24 protein-coding genes are annotated in these 23,310 nt (G+C 38.8%); 13 read left to right on the top strand and 11 right to left on the bottom strand.

Going from position 1 to position 23,310, the window contains the following annotated elements; all coding sequences use genetic code 11:
* Window positions 1-27 precede the first annotated feature (27 nt).
* The 5 genes from CAPGI0001_RS11160 to CAPGI0001_RS11140 all read left to right on the top strand — a co-directional run bounded on the left by CAPGI0001_RS11160 (window position 28) and on the right by CAPGI0001_RS11140 (window position 4,514).
* Complete coding sequence (locus CAPGI0001_RS11160; RefSeq protein WP_248601318.1) at window positions 28-1,074, top strand: sugar-binding protein; 1,047 nt, start codon at window positions 28-30, stop codon at window positions 1,072-1,074.
* Between the two features lie 22 nt (window positions 1,075-1,096).
* A complete protein-coding gene (locus CAPGI0001_RS11155) occupies window positions 1,097-1,609 on the top strand; it encodes a YqiA/YcfP family alpha/beta fold hydrolase (RefSeq protein WP_040360342.1) in 513 nt (170 codons plus the stop codon).
* 139 nt (window positions 1,610-1,748) lie between these two features.
* Window positions 1,749-3,386, top strand: coding sequence for a DUF6138 family protein (locus CAPGI0001_RS11150; protein ID WP_002670191.1), 1,638 nt, complete (start codon window positions 1,749-1,751; stop codon window positions 3,384-3,386).
* A gap of 7 nt (window positions 3,387-3,393) precedes the next feature.
* Entirely contained in the window at window positions 3,394-3,921 is a 528-nt protein-coding gene (locus tag CAPGI0001_RS11145; protein WP_002670156.1) for a hypothetical protein, read from the top strand.
* Between the two features lie 77 nt (window positions 3,922-3,998).
* Window positions 3,999-4,514 (top strand): glutathione peroxidase, encoded by a 516-nt coding sequence (locus tag CAPGI0001_RS11140; RefSeq protein WP_050769254.1) that lies wholly within the window; start codon window positions 3,999-4,001, stop codon window positions 4,512-4,514.
* A 193-nt stretch (window positions 4,515-4,707) separates the two neighbouring features.
* On the opposite strand, the gene sucD is transcribed toward CAPGI0001_RS11140, so the two are convergent.
* The 6 genes from sucD to CAPGI0001_RS11110 form a co-directional block, all read right to left on the bottom strand.
* Window positions 4,708-5,580: a succinate--CoA ligase subunit alpha gene (gene sucD, locus CAPGI0001_RS11135; RefSeq protein WP_002670324.1), complete on the bottom strand. Its 873-nt coding sequence runs from the start codon at window positions 5,578-5,580 to the stop codon at window positions 4,708-4,710.
* A 138-nt stretch (window positions 5,581-5,718) separates the two neighbouring features.
* Window positions 5,719-6,189 (bottom strand): DinB family protein, encoded by a 471-nt coding sequence (locus tag CAPGI0001_RS11130; RefSeq protein ID WP_002670292.1) that lies wholly within the window; start codon window positions 6,187-6,189, stop codon window positions 5,719-5,721.
* Between the two features lie 73 nt (window positions 6,190-6,262).
* Window positions 6,263-7,846, bottom strand: coding sequence for a DUF6138 family protein (locus tag CAPGI0001_RS11125; RefSeq protein ID WP_002670216.1), 1,584 nt, complete (start codon window positions 7,844-7,846; stop codon window positions 6,263-6,265).
* Between the two features lie 5 nt (window positions 7,847-7,851).
* On the bottom strand, window positions 7,852-8,688 hold the full coding sequence (gene ybiA, locus CAPGI0001_RS11120; RefSeq protein ID WP_002670223.1) for a riboflavin biosynthesis intermediates N-glycosidase: 837 nt from the start codon (window positions 8,686-8,688) through the stop codon (window positions 7,852-7,854).
* A gap of 90 nt (window positions 8,689-8,778) precedes the next feature.
* The gene (locus CAPGI0001_RS11115; protein WP_002670161.1) at window positions 8,779-9,405 is read right to left on the bottom strand and encodes a hypothetical protein; all 627 of its coding nucleotides are present in this window, start codon (window positions 9,403-9,405) and stop codon (window positions 8,779-8,781) included.
* Window positions 9,402-10,301: a helix-turn-helix transcriptional regulator gene (locus CAPGI0001_RS11110; protein WP_002670200.1), complete on the bottom strand. Its 900-nt coding sequence runs from the start codon at window positions 10,299-10,301 to the stop codon at window positions 9,402-9,404. The genes CAPGI0001_RS11115 and CAPGI0001_RS11110 overlap by 4 nt, the downstream gene beginning before the upstream one ends.
* Window positions 10,302-10,495: 194 nt before the next feature.
* Between CAPGI0001_RS11110 and hemA the strand changes: the two genes are divergently transcribed.
* Window positions 10,496-11,734, top strand: coding sequence for a glutamyl-tRNA reductase (gene hemA / locus CAPGI0001_RS11105; protein ID WP_040360354.1), 1,239 nt, complete (start codon window positions 10,496-10,498; stop codon window positions 11,732-11,734).
* 85 nt (window positions 11,735-11,819) lie between these two features.
* On the opposite strand, the gene CAPGI0001_RS13170 is transcribed toward hemA, so the two are convergent.
* From CAPGI0001_RS13170 to CAPGI0001_RS11095, 3 genes are all read right to left on the bottom strand, one after another.
* Window positions 11,820-11,957 (bottom strand): hypothetical protein, encoded by a 138-nt coding sequence (locus CAPGI0001_RS13170; protein ID WP_002670305.1) that lies wholly within the window; start codon window positions 11,955-11,957, stop codon window positions 11,820-11,822.
* Window positions 11,958-11,981: 24 nt separating this feature from the next.
* Window positions 11,982-12,464: an Lrp/AsnC family transcriptional regulator gene (locus tag CAPGI0001_RS11100; protein WP_002670257.1), complete on the bottom strand. Its 483-nt coding sequence runs from the start codon at window positions 12,462-12,464 to the stop codon at window positions 11,982-11,984.
* A gap of 66 nt (window positions 12,465-12,530) precedes the next feature.
* A complete protein-coding gene (locus tag CAPGI0001_RS11095) occupies window positions 12,531-13,610 on the bottom strand; it encodes a M14 family zinc carboxypeptidase (RefSeq protein WP_002670244.1) in 1,080 nt (359 codons plus the stop codon).
* Between the two features lie 139 nt (window positions 13,611-13,749).
* Between CAPGI0001_RS11095 and CAPGI0001_RS11090 the strand changes: the two genes are divergently transcribed.
* The 7 genes from CAPGI0001_RS11090 (at window position 13,750) to CAPGI0001_RS11060 (ending at window position 20,884) form a co-directional block, all read left to right on the top strand.
* On the top strand, window positions 13,750-14,184 hold the full coding sequence (locus CAPGI0001_RS11090; RefSeq protein ID WP_040360339.1) for a helix-turn-helix domain-containing protein: 435 nt from the start codon (window positions 13,750-13,752) through the stop codon (window positions 14,182-14,184).
* A 66-nt stretch (window positions 14,185-14,250) separates the two neighbouring features.
* A complete protein-coding gene (locus CAPGI0001_RS11085) occupies window positions 14,251-15,027 on the top strand; it encodes a TerC family protein (protein ID WP_198541650.1) in 777 nt (258 codons plus the stop codon).
* Between the two features lie 19 nt (window positions 15,028-15,046).
* Complete coding sequence (locus CAPGI0001_RS11080) at window positions 15,047-16,675, top strand: AMP-binding protein (RefSeq protein WP_002670154.1); 1,629 nt, start codon at window positions 15,047-15,049, stop codon at window positions 16,673-16,675.
* A 77-nt stretch (window positions 16,676-16,752) separates the two neighbouring features.
* Window positions 16,753-18,237 carry a cysteine--tRNA ligase gene (cysS, locus tag CAPGI0001_RS11075; protein WP_002670193.1) on the top strand — a complete coding sequence of 495 codons (1,485 nt, stop codon included), beginning with the start codon at window positions 16,753-16,755 and terminating at the stop codon, window positions 18,235-18,237.
* Between the two features lie 15 nt (window positions 18,238-18,252).
* Window positions 18,253-18,951, top strand: coding sequence for a hypothetical protein (locus CAPGI0001_RS11070; RefSeq protein ID WP_002670256.1), 699 nt, complete (start codon window positions 18,253-18,255; stop codon window positions 18,949-18,951).
* Window positions 18,952-19,009: 58 nt separating this feature from the next.
* Window positions 19,010-19,708 (top strand): SH3 domain-containing protein, encoded by a 699-nt coding sequence (locus tag CAPGI0001_RS11065; RefSeq protein WP_002670157.1) that lies wholly within the window; start codon window positions 19,010-19,012, stop codon window positions 19,706-19,708.
* A 30-nt stretch (window positions 19,709-19,738) separates the two neighbouring features.
* Window positions 19,739-20,884, top strand: coding sequence for a CapA family protein (locus CAPGI0001_RS11060; protein ID WP_002670172.1), 1,146 nt, complete (start codon window positions 19,739-19,741; stop codon window positions 20,882-20,884).
* On the opposite strand, the gene CAPGI0001_RS11055 is transcribed toward CAPGI0001_RS11060, so the two are convergent.
* Together CAPGI0001_RS11055 and brnQ are read right to left on the bottom strand one after the other, a co-directional pair.
* Window positions 20,859-22,013, bottom strand: a complete 1,155-nt coding sequence (locus tag CAPGI0001_RS11055) for an aminotransferase class I/II-fold pyridoxal phosphate-dependent enzyme (RefSeq protein WP_002670234.1) — start codon at window positions 22,011-22,013, stop codon at window positions 20,859-20,861. The genes CAPGI0001_RS11060 and CAPGI0001_RS11055 overlap by 26 nt on opposite strands.
* Window positions 22,013-23,302: a branched-chain amino acid transport system II carrier protein gene (gene brnQ, locus CAPGI0001_RS11050; RefSeq protein WP_002670317.1), complete on the bottom strand. Its 1,290-nt coding sequence runs from the start codon at window positions 23,300-23,302 to the stop codon at window positions 22,013-22,015. Before brnQ ends, CAPGI0001_RS11055 begins: the two co-directional genes overlap by 1 nt.
* Window positions 23,303-23,310: the final 8 nt, after the last annotated feature.

The following is a 23,310-nucleotide window of genomic DNA, read 5'->3' as shown; positions in this document are numbered from 1 at the left end:
TTGTTTCCTTCAGACCTAAACCACCTCATGAGATTACTATATTTTTTTTCACTTTTATTCCTACTTTCTTGTACTTCTACGCCTGAGAAACCTAAGGCGAAAAAACCACATCCTGACCTAAAAAGGGATACCCTACAGGGAAGTATCAGAACACAGACACAAGTGAACTATATTTTTATAGAAGACACCCTTACTAAGAAGACTCTTCAGCAAAAAGCCTATGAGCTCTCCATCACTTACGACCCTCAGGGATATCTGATAGAAAACTCCTATCAGGACGACTCTCTACAGGAACAAACACGCTTCTACTATGATGAAGAACACAGAGTGATTGTCGAAAACTATATGCATAAGTCACTGAAAAATAACGAAATAAAAATGACTCTTACCCACTATCAGTATGATACCTTAGGGTATGAGGTCTCTCGCCTTCGGTATGATTACTCTGATTCCTTACCTAAGGTTACTCGCTTCGATACCGAGTATGACAAGGATGGAAATATACAAAGTGTAGTCAAGTCTGTTTTCGAACAAAACGATTGGCAACTCTCCGATAGGGAGGTATACAAATACAATACCAAGGGATACGAACAGGAAAAAGAATCTTACTATTATTATAGAGCCCTATGGATGCTGCAGGAAAAAAAGATTTCTCGATATGAAAAAGATAGCTTATTGGTAGAAAAACTCTTCTATAACTATAAGCTACACAACCTACCCAGTCGTGTGCTCTATCGCTACAAAGGACTATTACAGGAAGTAACCTATATCAACCCTAAGGATAGTATCACCTCCATGGTCTCTTTTGAGTACAATCCCCAAGGGGAAATCACCAAGTATGTAGAGTATACCCCTGAAGGATTCGAAAAAAAACGTATATTTCACCTATATACTCCCTTCAGAGAGCGTTTGGAGGATGTCACTTACAAGAACAATACCGAAGACGAACGTACCCTCTACCGATATGATGTCAAGGGAAATCTTACCGAGAAAATAACCTATCGAGATCAAAAAATCACCTCGAAAACAGAGGTGAAATATACCTATTATGAGGCAATACCTCCTGTAAAATAACCTTAACTGTCCACATAGTGTGATGAGAAAAATCTTATATTTGCATGGCTTAGATAGCTATCTACACGCCGATAGGGAAGAGGTACTTGCACCTTATGGGGAAATACTTGCACCTGTCTTTGATTACAAAAATAACCCTGAGTTATTCACTCATTTATGTGAGGAATACCAAAATATTGATGTGATTATCGGCTCCAGTGCAGGGGGACTTATCGGTTATTTCTTGGCTCAAAAGTTACAAAAACCCTGTGCTTTGTTCAATCCTGCACTGAATTATCAGCACGAAATGCCCTTTGCCCCTTTTTGGGATAAGCATTATAAGGAGTATATGCTCCTTGTCATAGGTATGCAGGATGAGGTGATCCCCTATAAGGAGAGTCTGCCTATAGCTTTAACAGACAAAGCCCCTGAACAACAAGTGGATATACATCTTATACAAAATATGGCGCATAGTTATCCTATCGAGATTTTCTCTCAAGAATTGAAATTTTTCTTTGACAGGGTATGTAGGGGCGAATTGCAATTCGCCCTATAACTAAGGCAATTCCTAAGCTGGCGCGAGTCACATGATCGCTTCCAAGTATTCAACGACTTTAGCTCGTGCCTACTATGGATAGAGCTTGCAGCTCTTTATTTATGAAAAGCTTATACTCAAAATTTAAAACTAAAAAATAATGAATAAGGAAAACATCATCCATGAAATCCTAACAGGGGTAACTACTGCTTTTGACGAATTAGACCTTCCTAAAAAGCCCTATGGCAGAAATGAACTCTGGGAAGGTATCACCGATTATTTCAAAATAAAACAGAGAAAGAACAAAATAGAGTTTCATAATAATGAGGAAGAATATACTTGTCCTTCTATTACCATTAAAGACTTTGAGCAGCTTCCAGACGATTTTATAGACAATGAGTTGCTTCCTGCTTTGGAAGAACAATTTACTCAAATGTTCTTCAATCCTGAGTTGTATTATCGCTTTCAGTACAAACTTGCCTTAGTACTTGATTTTCTTACCGCCACTGGGCATCACGCCCGCAAACAAGTGCGATTGGAACACCCCGAGCGCAAGGCAGAACTCAAAGAGCGCTTGGATACCTATGTGCAAAAGGTAATCTATGAGGCTACTGAGAAAATGAAAGAGAAGGAAGTGCATAGCTTCTTTGATAAGCTCTTTGATTTTGAACTCACAGGTTATAGTGAGGACAAGGTAATTGAAATCCTCGATAAAGGGATTACCCTCATAGATCCTAAGTGGAAAAAGACTTTAGAAGAATATCAATGGAGCTTGCTTTACCATACACGAGAGTGGAAAGAAAAGGTTTTTATGAAACTATATTACAAAGTAGAAGGAAGTGATTGGTCAAAGAAATATACACTTAAGGAAGGTTTGAAAGAAAAAGATATAGATAACACCAAACTAAACCTATTTGTGGCACAAGCCCTTTGGCGTATCAAATACAAAAAATATAGTTGGGATGTAGAGTTTGCTTGTGAGGATTTAGAGCGTGCCGCTAAGGAATTAGGCTCTAAAAAAGCAGCGATGTACCTCAAAGAGGGGACAGGTATCTTGCCTAACGAACTTATCCATTACAAGGATAGTGAAGTGGAATGTGATGCCAATGATGTTTTTGCTCAGATCAGTGTGAAAATCAAACAAGAGTCAGCCACGGCTTATGACAAGGCTTTAGATTTTATCATTGCTCTGCTCAAAGCCGATTTCCCTGCGAGTTACTATATCAAGTTCAGCAGTAAAGCCCCTAAACAGTTTTTAGATATCAAAGGCATTGCCAAATCGCCTACTCATCGCTTTTTTGCCCAAGCACTGCAATACGAGGAGTTGCGTCCTAAATTGGTAGCTTATGCTGAGGTGGCTATGAAAGAATTTCAGTGGTATAATGATGTAGAAGAAGGCGAGAAAAGCTGTATGCCGGGCAGTTATGCGGTCTTTGGTTTGGGCTTGATAGGGGAGGAGTACTTTCCTTTGGTGAGCCAATACTTTTCGCTGTTGGATGACGAACACCAAATGATACACAAATACTTTGTGAGCGCCCTTATCGATCGTTATGGAGTGAATGAAAAATCCTTACCGCTTATCTGCCAAGGAATCACCTCGGCACAGTTTGATATGGTGTTTAAGAATTTGGAAAAAGAAATGGAAAAGCCAGAGAACAAGCAGTTACTCGCAAAATTCCTTAAGGAAAAAGAAGCCTTCTTTATTGCCAACAAAGAACCCGGTTTCTACAAATATTACGAAGAAGATATCTATTACGCGATCTACGGCAAGCAATGGAAGAAAAAGATAAAAGATTAGCTCTGAGATGAAAAAAATCCTTATTCATATACTCATTATAGCAAGTGCTGTTTATATTTCTTTTGTTTTTTATAAAACAATAGCTATTTATAGCCAAATAGATACAATGAAAAAGACAACAGCTTTGGTAAATGCTTGTTATAAGCAAGGACTTAAACTAAGGGCATATCTTGAAAAAATAGATGATATAAAACAAAAATATAAAATTACATTTTTATACAGAGCTACTGGATTGTTTTCTATCAGACAAGTTCCTCAAATAAAGGATAAGGAAGAAATTACTTATTATGAGATAGAAAAATGCTATTTTAATAAAGATGATGTTTTTAGTACTACCAACAAAGTAGGGATTTCCACTGAAAAATACCAAAGAAGTGATTTTCAATTGTTTTTGGATATTTTTAGTTACTATAAAAATGTACTGTTCTATGCCTTATTTTTTCTTAATTGCGCCTTTTACTGTTATGTAGATAGTAGTGATAAGAGTATAAAACTTTTCTGTATCATTTATACGATTATTTTTCTATTTATTTGAGAAACACCATTAATAATAAACCATTAATAATTAAAATGAAAGTAAGTAAATTAATCTTCCTTTTCCTCATAGGAATCATGTTAGGAAAAGCACAAACCAAAAAACAAATGAACGACCAAACCATTTACCAATTTGAAGTAGAGGACATTACAGGAAAAGCGTTCCCATTGTCAAGTCTACAAGGCAAGAAAGTAATGATTGTCAATACCGCCTCCAAGTGCGGACTGACCCCTCAGTATAAGGAGTTAGAAGCACTGTACCAACAGTATAAGGATAAGGATTTTGTCATTATAGGCTTTCCAGCCAATAATTTTCTCAAACAAGAACCAGGAACCAATGAAGAGATTGCCTCATTCTGCCAGGTGAATTATGGGGTAAGTTTTCCTATGATGAGTAAAATCTCTGTCAAGGGCAAGGATATGCACCCTCTGTATCAGTTTCTTACACAGAAGTCCAAGAATGGTGTCATGGATTCAAAAGTGAGCTGGAACTTTCAAAAATATCTCATTGGTAAGGATGGTCACTTAGAGAAAGTCATCGCACCGAAAACCTTACCTAATGATGCCGAAGTCATAGAATGGATCAATAAGTAATGATTAAGACAGAATGCCAATAATGATTAATGAACAAGAGAAATATCATCATAGATCATTATTGGCATTAATCATTATTATTCTATTTTACATAATATAAATTATAGGTATTTTAAAACCGTCAAAAGAAAAGAGGCTAACCACTGTTTTATGGTCGCCTCTCAACACGTTAATTCTAAGTATTATGTGGAGGTTATTTCAATACTTCTTTTACTTTCTCACCAATCTTTGCTGGTGAATCTACTACATGGATACCACATTCGCGCATAATACGTTTTTTGGCCTCAGCAGTATCCTCACTACCACCTACAATAGCTCCAGCATGTCCCATAGTACGCCCCTTAGGTGCTGTTTCTCCAGCAATAAAGCCTACTACTGGTTTCTTGTTACCTGTTTCCTTAATCCAGCGAGCAGCTTCTACTTCTAACTGACCACCAATTTCACCTATCATCACGATAAGTTCTGTTTCAGGATCATTCATGAAGAGTTCTACCGCCTCCTTGGTAGTAGTTCCTATGATAGGATCTCCTCCAATACCTATCGCAGTAGAAATACCTAATCCTTGGCGTACTACTTGATCCGCCGCTTCATAAGTCAAAGTACCTGACTTGGAGACGATACCTACTTTTCCTTTTTTGAATACGAAACCAGGCATGATCCCTACTTTCGCCTCTTCTGGAGTGATCACCCCTGGACAGTTAGGTCCTATGAGGCGACAATCTTTATCTTTGATATAAGCGGCTACCTTTACCATATCAGCCACAGGAATCCCTTCGGTAATGGTAATAATCACCTTAATTCCTGCTTCGGCAGCTTCCATAATGGCATCCGCAGCAAATGCAGGCGGAACAAAGATAATAGAAGTATCCGCTCCTACTTTTTCTACCGCTTCCTTAACAGAGTTGAAAACAGGTTTTCCTAAGTGTGTTTGTCCTCCTTTGTTCGGAGTTACCCCTCCTACTACGTTGGTTCCATATTGAATCATCTGCTCTGCATGGAAAGTCCCTTCACTCCCTGTAAAACCTTGTACAAGGATTTTTGAATTTTTATTTACTAATACACTCATTGGTTTGAATTTTTTAGAGCACAAAGTTAATCATTTATTTTTAATTTTCAAAGAAAAAACAAAATAATGTTCACTTATTAATGATTAATATCACAAATCATACTGGCATCAGGTATTAATCATTGTTGACATTAATCTTTATTGAAAGCTTTCTCTACCCCAAAAGAAAGGTGGATCTATATGTAAGGCTCTAAGGTAAGTATACCCCTGTCCCCTATGATGACTTTCGTTTTCTATGGCATAGAGTATCCATTGAGCAAAAGTAAAGGTCATTTGATAAATAGTAAGTGACTGGGTGTAGTCTACTATTTCTTTCCATTCACGCTCAATGATTTCTGTAACCTTGTCCCACAAGGCCAATACCCCTTCTTTGGTAGTAGGAAATTCTCCTTCAGTATAAAAGGGTGTATGTTTCTCGTGTAAGGTTTCTCTAAAGATATAATTGGTTATCATTAGAAACTCCTCTACCATCTCTGAAAAAGGACGTAGATTAGCGATGCTAAACTCAAAAAGGTCTTTCTCTGGAAAAGCCTCAATAACTTTGCGAGTAAGGGCACGTACATCCTTGAAATTGGTCAGTAGTGCCTCTGGTGTAAGTAATTCTTTCATTGTTGTTATATTTAAAATTTGGTGCAAAGATAATCATTTTTCTTATCATCTAAGATACACTGGTAACTCTCCCCTATTTTTTCTTCTCCCAATTTTTGCCATACACGGCATAATATATCGCTTCTTGATAGTAATCCTCTTTGTCTTTCAAAAAGTCGTTGAGCAGTGCTTTGTTTTCAGGATTTTTCATCGACTCTGTAAGCGATTTGAATATCACCTCATCTTGTGAAGAAATCACTCCCTCATATATCACAGGCAAGGTCTCTGCACTAAATCCATACTGCTCTATCAGTGCACTCACAAAGTTTTTGTGTACCATCTGGTGCTCATCATCTACTAACTTAAAGTATTCTATAACCAAAGGAAAATACTTCTTGTCAGTGAGTCCCAAGCCAAATACAGCATAGCTCCCTGGCATACAGCTCTTCTCCCCTTCTTCCACATCGGTATACCATTCAAACTCTTTCATCGCTACCTTTGCATATTTCTCTAATTTAGGATGTAAGGTTTCATATTGCAATGCTTGTGCAAAAAAGCGATGAGTGCTTGATTTTGCAAGACCTTTTATATCCAAAAAGTGTTTAGGGGCTTTAGAACTGAATTTTATCTGATAACTATGTGAGAAACCTGCTTTAAGCAGCGCAATGATAAAATCCAATGCTTTGCCATAAGCCTCAGCAGTCTCTTGCTTGATTTTAAGGCTAATAGTAGCAAATACATCATTAGCATCAGCTTCCAAGTCGCTATCTTTGTAGTGAATTAGGTTATCGGGTAGCTCGCCCGTACCTTTTTTAAGGTATTGCTTAGCTTTCCCGGAAGCCAGTTCATTGGCAGCTCGTTCCAAGTCTTCACAAGCAAACTTCACATCCCAACTGTATTGTTTGTATTTAATTTTCCAAAGAGCCTGCTGTACAAATAGTTTTAATTTCTCCGCATCAACCTTTTCAGGGGCAATTTCTGCCTTCAGAATGTATTCTTTATCGCATTTTTCATTCCCTTTCACTTGGTAATAAAGTGGCATAAACACCGCCTTTTTCCACTTTCCAGCCCGATGAATCAATGAACTCCGATACTCTTTAAGAAAGTTTCTATTCTGCATAGCCTCTATACTTTTCATATACTTTTCAGCCACTGCTATAATTTGGCTTTCAGTGTATTGAGTAAGATTTGTGTCGAATAACTTGTCTAAAAAACTAATCCATTCATTTTCTATCACCTTCCTACTACCATCAATAGTAGTTTCCTGCACATAACTATCAAAGCGCTCTCTAAGTTCCACTTTGCGAGGTTCATTCACCAAATAAAACTCCTTATTAGCCTGCTTAAAGTTTAGTACAACTGTCAGTTGGTACTGAAACTTCCCAAAATGTACCTCATCAAAGAACATTTCAGTAATTTTCTCTTGTACAATACTGAGAATTTCCTCTATTTCCTCCCCCGAGAGCCTTTCTATACCTTCTATTTTAGTAGCTACAGATCCAAAACCATCTCTATCTAAAGCCACTTCAATTCTATTATTGTTTTGTTTCACAACAATATAATCAGCCAGCCCTTCATCAAGATACCACTTCTGATAAGGAGGTTTCACAATATATTTACCAAACCCTTTTGCTATCCCTTGTAGGATTTCTTCAGCGTATTTTTCTGTTGTATTCATTTCTTTTATTTTAGCAAATGTACATTTTGATATACCTTTCTTATCTCGTCTCTTACTTCCATGAGCGCAAAGCCCAAGAGGTTCTTGCCACGCCACGAAGCGATATTATGTGCTTTCTCGTTGTCTTTTCCCAAGCCTATCCCCCAAATGGTATCGAGCGGACTCGCTTCTACTAGTATTTTATCACCAGTAGAGAGCAAAAAGTCCATCATTTCCTTATTTTGAGTGAATTTGTAGTAATTTCCATTCAGTACAATACTGTATTTGAGTTTGTCCCACACCTGAGGGTCAAAGTTGCGCACTTTCCTTCCCAAGGCTTTCATCAGTTTAGGGTCAGAAGTGTTCATTATCTCCTTTTCTACTTCTTCATCACCAAACAAACGCGCTTTTTCAGCCATCATATACTGTTCAGCACAGTAATACTCATCACCATCTACACAAAAAGGTGAGGGTTGCCATTGCGAAAAACAAGATTCATCTACTACCTCTGCATTGGGTTTCCAAAAGAAAACAAACTTGAGCTTCTTTGCCGAATGGATAAAGGTTGCTTTAGAATATTTATAAGCGCCTTTGGGCTGCCAAACCGGAATTCCTTCGTAGTAATAATCCTCCTCGTCATCTATATCTTGGTCATCCTCTTCCCATCTGTTGTAATGCCAAAAACAAGGATACGGAAAAAGTGCTTGGTACTCTTTTTGTTGTGCTGGGGTAAGGGACTCATACCAGTCCCAAAACTTGGATTTATAATCTTCGCCAGCGCCCATACGCCAGCCTATCGTAAATTCAGTATAAGCAGGGAACGCAATCCACAGCGGTGCCATAAGTTCAAATGTAGGTTTCATTATCGTGTATTTTTAAGAGACAAAAGTAATATTTTTCTAAGAATATCACAAACTATTTATATTTTTGGACTATTACCCACCTTCCTTTTTTTAGCCCACCAAGAAATAAATCAATATCTGAATAGATAGGGAAAACATCCAAATAATCTTTGCCCAATTATAATGATCCAAATCAACAATAGATTCTTTAATAAAAGAAAAAAGTGCCACTACTAAAATTAGATACCCAATATTCACATAGTGATGAAGTATATCCAAAAATAATTGAAAAGAACTTCTCGTGTAATGTGTTGTGCAAACTCCTACGATATTGGGAGTACCTCCCATACTATAAGTTCCTATTATTTGAGTTAGGGAGGTGTATTTCAGATAAGGATCATTCAGTACATAGTAAGTTACTTTGTCCTTCCAGTGTATTTTAGGGCTTCTCCTAAGCCATCCTTCTCTACTTATAAAAATATCAGCTTCTCTTTTCTCTACTTTGTCATAAATGGTCATTGCTTTAACCTCTTTTTCATTTCCTATATGAATTTCAATCGGCTTTATACTTCCTTTCCTTCTTTTCTTAGGATAGAATACTTCCTTTACCCAAATGGTTTTCTTCTCCAAAGTATCTATTCTCTGATAGGTGGTGATTGTTTTGTAAAACACAAAGAAACTGGGAGCAAAGCAAAAAATAGCCGCCAAATAAGTGAGAAAAGCTTTGTAGTTTATCATTGCTTTATTAGGGTATTTTTCGTAAGGATATATCTCTTGGGAGTAGTGCCAAACTTCTTTTTAAAGGCAGCTATAAAGTGGCTGGGCATACTATAGCCGAGCTTTAGAGAGAGCTCATTGACATTGTACTGCTCGGTGGTCAGCCACTTACGCGCCAGCTCCATCTTGTAATCAAAGAGAAAGCCATAGACGGACTCTCCATAGATCTGCTTAAAACCACTCTTGAGCTTCTTCAGGGGTAATCCCACCTCTTCGGAGAGTTCCTGTAAAGAAGGGGGCGAGGTCATACGACTAAGAAGAAGCTCCTTAGCCTGACGAATTTTTTGTACATTATCTTCATTGGAAAGAAATGGACAAGCCTCTCCCTCATTATCTTGATTCTTATTAAAATATAAGCTCAGCAGTTCATAAACCTTTGCCTTAAGATATAGTAAATGAAGGCTTTTAGGTAGGTGTACTGTACGTATCTGATGCAGAATCACCGACAGATGGGGCGATATAGTTCCTGTGGTATAGTACTTCTCATGCTGGCGCCCTGGAGAGAGAAAATCTATCAAACCGGACTCTTCCAAAAATAGTGAATGGAACTTTCCTATGGTAATAAATAACGAAAATAGAGCCGCTCCTGGTGCTAATCTTACCTGCAAGGGCAATATTTCTTTGGGATTATACAGCAGAAGACTCTCCATCTCCTTCAGCGGCAAAGAGTAGTTTCCTCCATGGAATACAAAGGCTACCTCTGCCCTATCGCAGAAATGAAACTGGATAAAATGTTGCTTAATCTCTTGACTAACTATCTTATAATCATTACTTTCATTCTCCTTGTGTAGGATAAAAACTCCCTCTTCTACTTCCTGAAAAAGGGAGGCACTTCGGGCGATATTTTCTTCTCTCATAATCGAATATATCTTACATTTCTTATTTAGACTTTTTCTATATTTTACATAAATAGATATAGTAAAATATTGGTTTTCAATAAAAAATAAATCTGAGTGCAAAGATAGTACTTTTAGAGTAAAAAAAAGAACTTTTAGCGATATTTTTTTTCATAATATAGCTGTATTTTTGCATTCGTTTTATGGATATGGAGATGACTCAAAATACAACTCAAAAAGAAACTCATTTTTATACTATTGGAATTAGCTACAAAAAGGCAGATGCAGATATGCGTGGGCTTTTTAGCCTTGATGCTGAGCATCAAGAGCGTATTCTCTCCCTCTCTCAGCAGGAGGGAATGGAGGGACTGGCGATCCTCTCTACTTGTAATCGAACAGAACTCTATGGCTTTGCCCAGCATCCTTTCCAGCTGATTCAGAAACTATGTGCCCACTCCAAGGCAACTCTTGAAGACTTTGAAAAGGTAGGATATATCTACAAAAATAAGGAGGCTATTAACCACCTCTTCAATGTGGGTACAGGATTGGATAGCCAGATTCTGGGTGACTTTGAGGTGATTAGCCAGCTAAAGAAATCTTTCTCCTTAGCCAAAAAATACAACCTAATCAACGCCTTCATGGACCGCTTGCTAAACTCTGTAATCCAAGCAAGCAAACGCATCAAAAACGAAACAGAACTTTCCTCTGGCGCTACTTCTGTCTCTTTCGCTTCGGTACAGTATATACTACAAAATGTAGTGGATATTTCTCAGAAAAATATTCTCCTTTTCGGTACGGGGAAGATTGGTCGCAATACCTGTGAAAACCTCATCAAGCATACCCAAAATGAGCATATCACCTTGATCAATCGCACTAAGGAGAAAGCTCAAGAGATTGCCGGAAGGTTCAATGTTTTGGTAAAAGATTTTGCGCTGCTCGAAGAAGAACTTACCCAAACAGATGTTTTAGTAGTGGCTACAGGTAGCAAGACTCCTACGATTACCAAGGAAATGCTGCCTTCTGACAAAGAAATGCTTATCCTCGATCTATCCATTCCTAAGAATGTTGCCACAGATGTAGAAGAACTTAGTAAGGTAAGGCTTATCCATATGGACTATCTCTCCCAAATGACAGATGATACTCTGGAGCGTAGAAAGGCTTTTATACCTCAAGCTCAGCAAATTATAGAAGAAATAAAGGAAGAGTTCGACCAATGGCTACAGAACCGACGTTTTGCCCCTGCCATACAAGCACTCAAGCAATCCTTAGAAACTCTCAAAGAAGGAGAAATCGATTTCCAACGCAAAAAAACAACTGACTTCAACGAACTTCAAGCCAGTATCATTAGTGATAGAATCATTCAAAAAATCACTACCAAATTCATCAATCACCTAAAGGAAAGCAGCACCCCCGAGGAAAGCCTTCTCTTTATGAAACAGGTCTTTGAGTTATAGTTATTTAAGGGGAGAATGAAGAAATAAAGGGCTATAGGTTTTTTGCAAAAAACCTATAGCCCTTTATTTTTCTTTAATCCTAAAATTATTGCTTTCTCTTTTGGTTTTTATTAATGATAGAAGCCACTGCATAGGTAAGCATAAGACAAACCAAAGCAAAAAGCAGAATCATCATGGTTCCATTGGTATGATTGTACAATGGGATAAAGGATAACATATTCATATTCTTTTTTTTACAAAATTCTTTCTACAACTCTTTAAATACGGTGTGTAACAAGCGTTTCTTATCACTGATACTCTCCTCCATAGAAATCATACTCTCTGTACGGTAGACTCCCTGAATGTCATCAATCATAAAGATAATTTCCTTAGCATGCTTGGTATCACGGGCTCTTATCTTACAAAGGATATTATACTTCCCACTGATGATACTGGCTTGGGTAATGTATGGAATCTCAGTGAGTCGCTCTATAACAAACTGAGTTTGATGGTTCTTCTCCAAGAAAATACCTACATAAGCTACAAAAGTATACCCTATCTTATCATAATCTACCGTAAGGGTGGAGCTTTTGATAATCCCTGATTCCTCCATTTTTCTCACTCGTATATGAATAGTCCCTGCTGATACATCCAAAGCCTTGGCTATATCTGTAAAGGGCATACGAGTATTTTCGATAAGCATATCGAGAATTTTGTGGTCAATTTCGTCTAATTTAAATCGTGAAGCCATACTTTTATTTTTGTGCGCAAAGGTATAACTTTTTTTGCAATAAAAATAAGAAAAACAGCAAAAAAATTATATTTTCTCTACTTCTTTTCGAATATACTCCAAAATATCAGGAATCATTGTATATATATCATTATTGGGGTATCGACAAATTTCTGAGAATTTATAGGTCGTATGGGCATAAAATTCCTCTCCCTCACTCTTGTCCACTACTTTAGGAACAAAAACAATCTTCCCTTCTGATAGCTGTTCTTCCAATTGTACATACACCCTTCGAGTAGGTTCTTTATCATCTACAATACAGTAATCTCTGAAAGATTTCTTATTCTCAGGAATATCAAAATAAGGAGCATATCCTTCGCCTGTTACTTCTGTATCATTGATATATTCTATCCCTCTGAAAATCGCCTCTGCTACATACCTGCGGGTCTGCTCACGTATGTAATCCTCAGGATAAAACCCAGATTCTATTAGAATAGTAGGAGTCCCTAATAGTGAATACTGATCTCCAGTACAGTTGGGATTAAAACTATCATCAAATCGACCTATTTGCTCAGGTATTAACAATTGTAAACAGTTGTTTATTTTTATAACAATTTGCATAGCTTTCTTTCTTACAGGAGTAATACTTCTGGTCACATCTACCGAAGGGGCTAAGAAAGATACTGTAGCAGGCTTCTGCCCTACTCCAAAAATAGTACGTTGGTCGTGTAGGTTAAAACAAAAATCTGGCTTTACTTCTTGGTATATTTTTCGTAAAAAAATACTTTCTTTTTGAGAGAGATTTACAGCATCTCGATTAAGGTCTACTCCTCGGGCATTCTCTCTGGTATATAGGTCAGCTCCATCGGGATTGAGCATCGGGATGATATACAATTGACAGTTGTCAAAGGGATAGCCCTCAGTAGCAAAGAGCTTAAAGAGATCTATGAGCGCCCGAGTAGTAGTACTTTCATTGCCATGCATCTGTGACCATAGTAGTATCCGCTTACTCCCCTCACCTATTCTATACAAGGGGATAGGCTGCCCTTCCTCTGAGGTTCCTTCTTGGTATTTCCATAGATTATAATTGTGGAGTATCTGATGGAGCTTCCCACTATAGAGATATTTCCCTTTGATTCTTGTATCGGTTGTATATACGAAATTCATATCTATATATTTTTTACAAAAGTAAATATAATATAATTTATGTTTGTAAAATATTGTAAATTTATTTCTGTAAAATAATTTGGCGATTATTAAAATAATAATTACTTTTGTAACCTTAAAACTTTTACACATTTTACTTATGTTCGACCAACAGAAATTCATAGCCCGTCTACAGAAGATCATGAATTATTATGAAATCAACGCTTCTACTTTGGCTGATAGTTTAGGGGTTTTGCGCTCCAGCATTTCACATTTATTATCCGAGAGGAACAAGCCTAGTTTGGATTTTGTACTCAAGATTACAGAAAAATATCCAGAAATAGACCTCTATTGGTTACTTTATGGAAAGGGCTCTTTCCCCAAAGAAGAACCTCGTGAAGAGCCTAAAGAGAAATTACCTCCTAAAAAAGTAACTCCTATTACGCCTCCTGAGATTCCTTTTCCTCCTATAGAACCCGCTCAAGAAAAGCCTATAGAAAAAAACGTTCCTCTGAAAGATATTCCTAAAAAAGAAGTACAGAAAATTATTTTCTTCTATAAAGATAATTCTTTTGAGATATTTGAAAATTTGTAGTATATTTGCTTTTTAATAAAGTATAAGATAGTTTACATTTGTGAAATAAATATTATTTGGTTTATGATAGAACACTTATTCACCGCCGATGCTATGATCGCTTTGCTGACCCTTACATTTTTGGAAATCGTATTAGGGATTGACAATGTTATATTCATCTCTATTGTCACCGGCAAGCTCCCTGAGCAACAACGAAAGAAAGCTACTCGTGTAGGGCTCTTCTTGGCTATGTTCATCCGTATCCTTCTGCTCTTATGTATCTCTTGGCTAGTTCAGCTTAAGGAGCCTTGGATCAGTTTTGATTATGGTTGGTGCCGAGCGGACTTTAATGGACAAGCACTTATCCTACTGGTGGGAGGAATCTTTCTTCTCTACAAGTCCACTCACGAGATTCACTCCAAGGTAAACCATATAGAACACATTACCGATTCATCCCAAGCGGAGAAATCTCGTAGGAGTTCTTTCTGGGGAACTATTGTTCAGATTCTTATGATTGATATCATTTTCTCTTTGGACAGTATCCTTACAGCTGTGGGGATGACCAATGGCTTAGAAGGTGCCCTACTGATAATGATCATCGCGGTTATCCTCTCGGTAGGCATTATGATGCTCTTTGCGGTTCCTGTGGGCAACTTTGTCAATCGTAACCCTTCTATCCAGATCTTAGCTCTATCCTTTTTGATCCTTATTGGGTTCATGCTTCTAACCGAAAGTATGCACTTATCTCATGCGGTTATCTTTGGCAAAGAGGTAGGCGCCATTCCTAAAGGATATTTATACTTTGCTATTGCTTTTTCTTTGGGCATAGAGTTCCTCAATATGCGCATGCGAAAAAAATCATAACCTCAAAAACTTTTATACTATGAGTACTAATTATGCTTACACCCATGGGGCTTCTTCTATCCCTTTGTTAGGAGAAACCATCGATGAAAATTTGAAAAAAACGGTTGAGAAATACCCTGACCAAGAGGCACTTATCTGTGCTCACCAGAACTATAGGGCTACCTATAGGGAGTTCTATGAGCAGGTCATACAAGTGGCCAAAGGACTAATCGCCTTAGGCGTAAAGCGTGGCGACCGTGTAGGGGTATGGTCACCCAACTGCTACCAATGGACACTCTTGCAGTATGCTACGGCCAAGATTGGAGCAATTTTGGTAAATATCAACCCTGCCTATCGTACCAGTGAGCTGATCTATGTAATCAATCAATCAGGCTTATCGGTCATGTTCTCCGCACTCCAGTTCAAGAGCAGCAACTACAAGAAGATGATGGACGATGCACGTGAGTTCACAGATACGATCCGAAAGACTATTTTTTGGGATAAAAGTTGGGATCATTTTCTCAAGGAAGGGGAACGTATCTCCGATGAGACCCTGCGCAAGCGTGAGGGAAAGGTTCAGTTTGATGATCCTGTCAATATCCAATACACTTCTGGTACTACAGGTAATCCCAAGGGAGTAACTCTCTCTCACCATAATATATTGAACAATGCCTATTTCATAGGAATACGTATGAACTATAGTCATGTGGATAGAGTTTGTATTCCTGTGCCTTTTTACCATTGTTTCGGTATGGTCATAGGCAATTTAGCTTGTACTGTTCATGGGGCAACTATGGTAATCCCCAACGATAGCTTTGATCCTGTAAAAACCTTGGAGACGGTAGAGCGTGAGCGCTGTACTTCTCTCTATGGAGTGCCTACCATGTTCATAGCCGAACTGCAAGAAATGGAACAGAAGACCTATGACCTTTCTTCCCTCCGTACTGGGGTAATGGCTGGCTCCTTGTGCCCACCTGAAATCATGAAGAAGGTCAAGGAACAGATGAATATGCACGAGATTACCATCTGTTATGGAATGACAGAGACTTCACCTGTCTCTACCCAAACGAAGATTGGCGTACCTTTCGAAAAACAAATCTACTCGGTAGGGACTATACATGACCACTTGGAAATCAAGATTATAGATCCAGAGACCAAAGCCACTCTCAAGCGTGGAGAAAGTGGGGAACTCTGTACTCGTGGCTATTCGGTGATGCTCAAGTACTGGAACAGTCCCGATGCTACCCATCAGGTATTGGACGAGCAGCGCTGGATGCACACTGGCGACTTGGCTATGATGGATGAAGAGGGATATTTGCACATCTCTGGTCGTATCAAAGACCTTATCATACGTGGCGGGGAAAATATCTCTCCAAAAGAAATCGAGGACTTCCTCTATACGTACAAAGGGGTGATGGATGCCCAAGTGATAGGGGTACCCAGTGAGAAATATGGAGAGGAAATCATGGCATGGATCAAGCCCAAGGAAGGGGTTACCATCACCGAAGAAGAAATCCGTGACTTCTGTAAGGATAGAATTGCTCACTATAAAATACCCAAATATTGGAAATTCGTTAGCGAATTCCCTATGACCATTTCTGGAAAAATCCGCAAAGTGGAAATGCGTGAGATTGCTGCACGTGAATTAGGTCTCGAACCTGAAGAGTAAAAATTTATTTTATAAAAACAGTTTATCTATAAAATATTTTTCTTACCTTTGTCCTAATTTTAATTAGAAATACAATTATGAATCATCAACTAAAAATATTCAACTCCCTTACAGGAGAAAAAGAAATCTTTGTTCCCCTACATGCTAATAATGTAGGTATGTATGTATGTGGCCCTACAGTGTATAGTAATGTACACTTGGGCAATGTACGTACCTTTATGTCTTTTGACTTTATCTATCGCGCACTCAGATTCTTAGGTTACAAAGTACGCTATGTGCGCAATATCACTGATGCCGGTCACCTCACCGATGATGGCGATGTGAACAACGATCGTTTCGTAAAGCAATCTCGCCTCGAAAAGCTCGAACCTATGGAGATTGTTCAGAAATATACTGTGGATTTCCACAAGGTTTTGGAAATCTTCAACCTACTCCCCCCTACTATCGAGCCTACTGCTACAGGACATATCTTGGAACAGATACAGCTAACTGAAAAACTCTTAAAAGATGGTTTTGCTTACGAAAGCAACGGTTCTGTATATTTTGACGTACTCGAATACAACAGGCGAGGACTGAACTATGGGGAACTTTCTCGTCGCAATATAGAAGAGCTCTTTGCCAATACCCGTGACCTCGACGGACAGGGAGAAAAGCGCAATCCTCAGGATTTTGCCCTGTGGAAGAAAGCTTCTCCTGCTCATATCATGCGTTGGGCTTCTCCTTGGGGGGATGGCTTCCCCGGCTGGCACTTGGAGTGTACTGTGATGAGTACTAAATACCTCGGTGACCAATTCGATATCCACGGAGGGGGGATGGATCTGAAATTCCCTCACCACGAATGTGAAATAGCTCAAGGCAAGGCCGGACATGGCCAGAGCCCTGTACGCTACTGGATGCATGCCAATATGCTTACCATGAACGGACAGCGTATGAGCAAATCTACCGGAAACTATATCCTCCCGATGCAGCTTATCTCTGGGGATAACACTTTCTTTGAAAAACCATTCGCTCCTGCGGTGATTCGTTTTTGCTTTATGCAAGCACACTACCGTAGCGTATTGGATATCTCCAACGAGGCTATGCTCGCCGCTGAAAAGGGCTTCAATAGACTGATGGAGGCTGTAAAAATCCTCAATGAGCTAACCTCTGAGATAGAACACCCAGGACCTCTTTCCTCTGAGATAGAACAATGGAAACAAAAGTGTTACGATGCCCTCTTGGACGATTTCAATGCGCCTATTCTCATTGCTCACCTCTTTGAGGCGGTTAAGTGGATCTTCCAAGTGAAAAGCGGGGAAGAAAAAATCTCCATCCAAGAACTTGAAGAGCTTCGCAGCCTTGTCAATGCCTTTGTTTTTGATGTCTTAGGACTAAAAAATGAAGAGCTAAATGCCGCAAATAATGACAGACTCGATGGCGTACTCCAGCTGCTGATCAATATGCGTATGGAAGCTCGTGCCAACAAGGATTTTGCCCTCTCCGACAAGATTCGCGATGAACTCTTAGCACTCGGTATCCAGCTCAAGGACGGCAAGGAAGGAACCTCTTATAGCCTTAACTAAGAAAATTTGCTTACTATGAAAAAGTTAGTAGTCCCCTTTCTGCTACTATTTTGTCAATTTGTTGTGGCTCAAGCTATAGAAGGAGGCTTTGCTGTAATCAATGACAAAGATGGTTATGTAAATGTGCGAAAAGAAAAGAGTGTCCACAGCAAAGTGCTTAAAAAACTTGATAACAATACCCTTATTTTTGTTTTTGAATATGATAAGGCTCAAGAAGGCAATTGGATTTATGCTGATAATGAAGGATACATTTACAACGATAGGGTCAAATGGATAGAAAAATTACCCAAAATAGCTAAGGGTATTGCCAGAGGAAATACTATTGTTTTTGAAGGAAAAGAGATTCAGGTAACTCTCGCTACTGAAAAGTTTGATAAGGACAAACATTCCTTCAAATATCACAAAGAATATCGTGATATAATAGAAAAAATAGATGGAAAACCTTTCTGGGGAACAGATGGTAATATACCAAAGAAGGAATATAAGAGTATTGAGGTAAAGATTCGAGGAAAACAAGTCTCCATTCCCAAAAGCGCCTATAGCGATTTGTATGAATCTTATTTATATACAGAATTCAATTCTGTCTATTATGATAAAGACAATGATATTCTCTATATAGTAGCAGATAATGGTGACGGTGCAGGGGCTTATATGGTTTGTTGGCAGATAGAAAAGGGTGTCTACAAAGGAAGAAAAGTAGGTATTCCTTTCTAAAATATAGATCACATCTCTTAGACTATACTTTTATAGTCCTAACTAAAAACCTATTATTATGAAGAAACTATTCTTAACTTTTCTGTTTTTTTGTCAGTTTGCTTTTGTTCATGCTCAAGAAGAAGCCTTTGGGGTAATCTATGACAAAGATGGTTATGTAAATGTACGAAAAGGAAAAAGTGCCCAAAGCAAAGTGCTCAAAAGGCTCAATAACAAGACCATTGTTTTTGCGTATAACTACGATAAGGCAATCGATGGTAATTGGATTTACACCGATGAGGAGGGGTTTATTTATAATGATAGGGTCAAGTGGATACATGAATTCCCTATAATAGCCAAAGGCATTGCCAAAGGAAATACTATTGTCTTTGAAGGAAAAGAAATTCAAGTTGTTCTTACTTCTGGAAAGTTCGACAAGAGTAAACATTCTTTTGAATACTACAAAGACTCACCAAGTGGAGTAGAAGTAATAGATGATAAGCTTCCCTATGGTACTGATGGAAAAATGCCAACTACAGAATATAAAAGTATTGTGATAAACATTCATGGAAAACAAGTGTCCCTCCCCAAGGATGCTTATAGCGATTTGTATGAACCTACTTTTTCTATAGACCATAATTCTGTCCATTATGACAAGGAAAACGATATACTTTATATAGTAGCAAATAATAATTATGCTGAACGTCCTTATAAAGTATGTTGGCAGATCGAAAAAGGGGTCTACAAAGAAAGAAAAGTAGGTGATTTGGTCTACTAATCCATTATTTTTTGAATGTAATACAAGTCTATGTCTTACAAATATTTTCTATTTATATCGCTGATTTTCTGTAATTTATCTTACGGACAGATAAGACCTACCCTTATTCCTGTCCAGCGGGACACCCTTGCTTCTTCTCTATCTAAAGCCCCCCTTGCCCTCTCCCCTACCAAGGACACCCTTTCTATAGTAGCAGTAGGTGATGTGATGATAGGATCGGCCTTTCCCCTTGGGTATCTTCCCAAGGACGATGCTATAGAGAGTTTCAAGCAGGTAAAGCCTTACCTAAAGGGAGACATTGTTTTTGGCAATTTAGAAGGGGCTATCCTGAACGAAGGAGATTCTGATAAGTGCAAGGATAAGGAAGAAGGTTCTTGCTATGCCTTTCGCATGCCTGATCGCTATGGGACTATCTTAAAGGAAGCAGGCTTCAACCTGATGAGCACTGCCAACAACCATGCCAATGACTTTGGAGAAAAAGGTCGACTCAATACTGCTCGAGTACTCAATGAAGTAGGCATCTATCATGCAGGGCCTGTGGAGAATAAGTCGGTTGTATTTGAGAAAGAAGGTATCAAGTATGGTTTTTGTGCCTTTTCCCCCAATAGCCACATGATCTCTATCAATGCAACAGAAAAGGTAATAAATCTCATCCAAGAGCTTCGACCTCAGGTCGATATTCTAATCGTCTCCTTCCATGGTGGCGCCGAGGGGGCTTCTTATACCAGAGTAACACGCCAAAAGGAAACTTTCTATGGGGAGAACCGAGGCAACGTGTATGAGTTTGCCCACACAGCTATCGACAATGGAGCCGATATAGTACTGGGACATGGCCCCCACGTGACACGTGCCGTAGAGGTATACAAAGGAAAATTCATTGCCTATAGTATGGGAAATTTCAATACTTATGGGCGCTTTAGCTTGGCCGGGCCTAACGGAATTGCTCCCTTATTGGATATAAAAATCAATCGCAAAGGCGATTTTCTCTTCGCCAATGTTCTTTCTGTAAAGCAGACCAAAGCCAAAGGGTTGGAATTGGACAACAATTGTAAGGTATACGAAGAGCTCAAAAGACTTACCCAATTGGATTTTCCTGAGACACCCTTATGCTTTGAGCAAGATGGCATCTACCTAAAAGAAGTAGTACCCACTACTGCGATTCAAGCCATTGAGTAATCAATGAAAAGAGTTGTTCTATATCTGCCTGACTATTGAAACTGTGCAGGCAAATCCTTAGGCGCTCTTCTCCTTTGGGTACTGTAGGTGCATAAATAGGCTTGATACCCAATCCCTGAGTTTGTAGCAAGGAGGAAAGATTTCTCAGCCTTTGTGTATCCTTTACTATGAGTCCTTGTATAGAAGATTGAGAATCCATAAAATAAACCTGTTCTGTTGAAGGAAAAAAGGGTATCTTCTCCCTAAAGAAAGTGATACGCTCTTGTAACATTTTCCTTTCCTTCAGCTCAGGCAAAAGCTTGTAGGAAGCCATTACTGAGGCTATACTCTCTGGCGAAGGGGCTGTGGTATAGATGAACGAACGAGCAAAATTTATCAAATAGTCTATTACTGGCTCCTGAGCCAGCGCAATAGCTCCATGTGCTCCAATCCCTTTACCAAAGGTAATCAAGCGAAGAAAGACCTCATCAGCTATACCTAACTGCTGGCAGAGCCCCTCTCCCCTCTCTCCAAATACTCCTACTGAGTGTGCCTCATCTACTATCAGATAGGCATGATATTGTTTAGCCAAGGCAACCATCTCCTTCAGGTTAGGTATGTCTCCATCCATGGAGAAAACCGCTTCGGTAGCTATATAAATGGTGGTATACTTCCCTGAAAATCTTTCCAATTTTTCCCTAAGATCCTCCAAAGAATTGTGTTTGAACTTAAAGCTCTGAGCATTTGTCAATTGTAACCCATCTCGGATGGAGGCATGTATATATTGGTCATATAGCACCACATCTCCCTTGAGAGGGATTGAGGAGAAAATCCCCACATTGGCATCATAACCCGAGTTGAATATCAATCCCTTAGGAGCCTGATGAAAGGCAGCCAACTGCTCCTCTGCTTGCTCTATCAAAGGGTAGTTCCCTGATAGCAGGCGAGAACCTGTACTCCCATTATGCTGAGGCTCTCGGGATAGCAAAGCCTGCGCATACTCCCTTTGTTGGGGATTATGCGCAAGCCCTAAGTAATCATTTGAATAAAAGTCTACTATATAATTTTTAAGTGAGAGACTACGAAAAGCATCTTCTTTTTTTCTCTGGTCTATTGCCTTGAGCAAAGAAGAAGGAAGTATAAGAGACATTATTTTTTTGATTTAACAATTGTTTTTTCTATTAGTACAGTCGTAATCCATGCCCAGAAAGCAGGAAACAACCACGAAACTCCATATTCGTGTAGGGGGAAAGGCACTTCGAAGAAGTGGTAACCCAATTGTTCTAAGAACAAAGGGATAGTAGTAACAAAAGTAACCAATGAAACCACTTTGAAGACCGTTTTGGAAGCCAAATAAGAAGGCAACAGATGTAAAAAGACCAAAACGATTACCACTGGATAGAATAATACCAGTACAGGATAGGCTATCTTAATGATATACTCCACTCCATAAGGGGCTACAATCACACAATATACACAGAGAATAGTTACAAATATTCTATAAGTACGCTCATTTCCTTTGGTAATTTCTTTGAAAAAATCAGCTCCTCCAGTGATAATACCTACTGCTGTAGTAAAACAAGAAATACCCACGGCTATACTTAGGAGCAATCCTCCTACCCCTCCCAATACATGCTTGGTAATAGCCACCAATAGAGGTACTCGCTCAACAATAGCTGGGAAATACCCTCCCTGAGAAGCTCCTGCATAGATAAAGCCTGTATAGGTGATAAAAAGCAAGATTCCACTCCCTATCCCTGAATAGATAGTCAAGCGCTTCACTTGGCTCTTATCTAATGAATTATCCATAAACAAAGAAGCACTAATTACCCCTCCTATGATGATAGAGGACATAGCATCATAGGTCTGATATCCTTCCTTAAGCCCCTCTGCTAAAGGCTTTTGGAAAGAGGATATCTCTATATCACTTATAGAAAAAATAGCTTTTAGGATAAGAAGAAAGATAATTCCTACCATAATAGGAGTCAGATACTTGCCCAATACATCCAAGACCTTGTTGCGCTGATAGCACAAATATCCTACTAAAAGAAAATAAACTATGTAAAAAAAGTACTTAGCCCAAGCAGGAATGGTACCTGTAAAAGAAGTGGATACCATCTCATAACTTACCGAAGCAGTACGTGGCATAGGGAAAGCTAGGCACATCCCATAGAGCAAACAACCTAAGATAAGTGCCACCGCGGGGCTTACTTTTTTACCAAAATCTAATACTGAGCCCTGCAAGCGTGCTTGTACTAAAATTCCTGCAATAGGAATCAATACCGCCGAAAGACAGAAACCAATCGCCACTAATAACCAGTGATCCCCTGCTTGCTGCCCCAAGCGCGGAGGAAGTATAAAGTTTCCTGCTCCAAAAAAGATGGAAAACATCGCAAACGAAGTAACGATAACTCGCAAAAGGGTAATTTTCTTTTTCATTATATTCA

Source organism: Capnocytophaga gingivalis ATCC 33624 (assembly GCF_000174755.1).
GTDB lineage: Bacteria > Bacteroidota > Bacteroidia > Flavobacteriales > Flavobacteriaceae > Capnocytophaga > Capnocytophaga gingivalis.
This window is presented reverse-complemented; position numbering and strand designations above follow the sequence as displayed.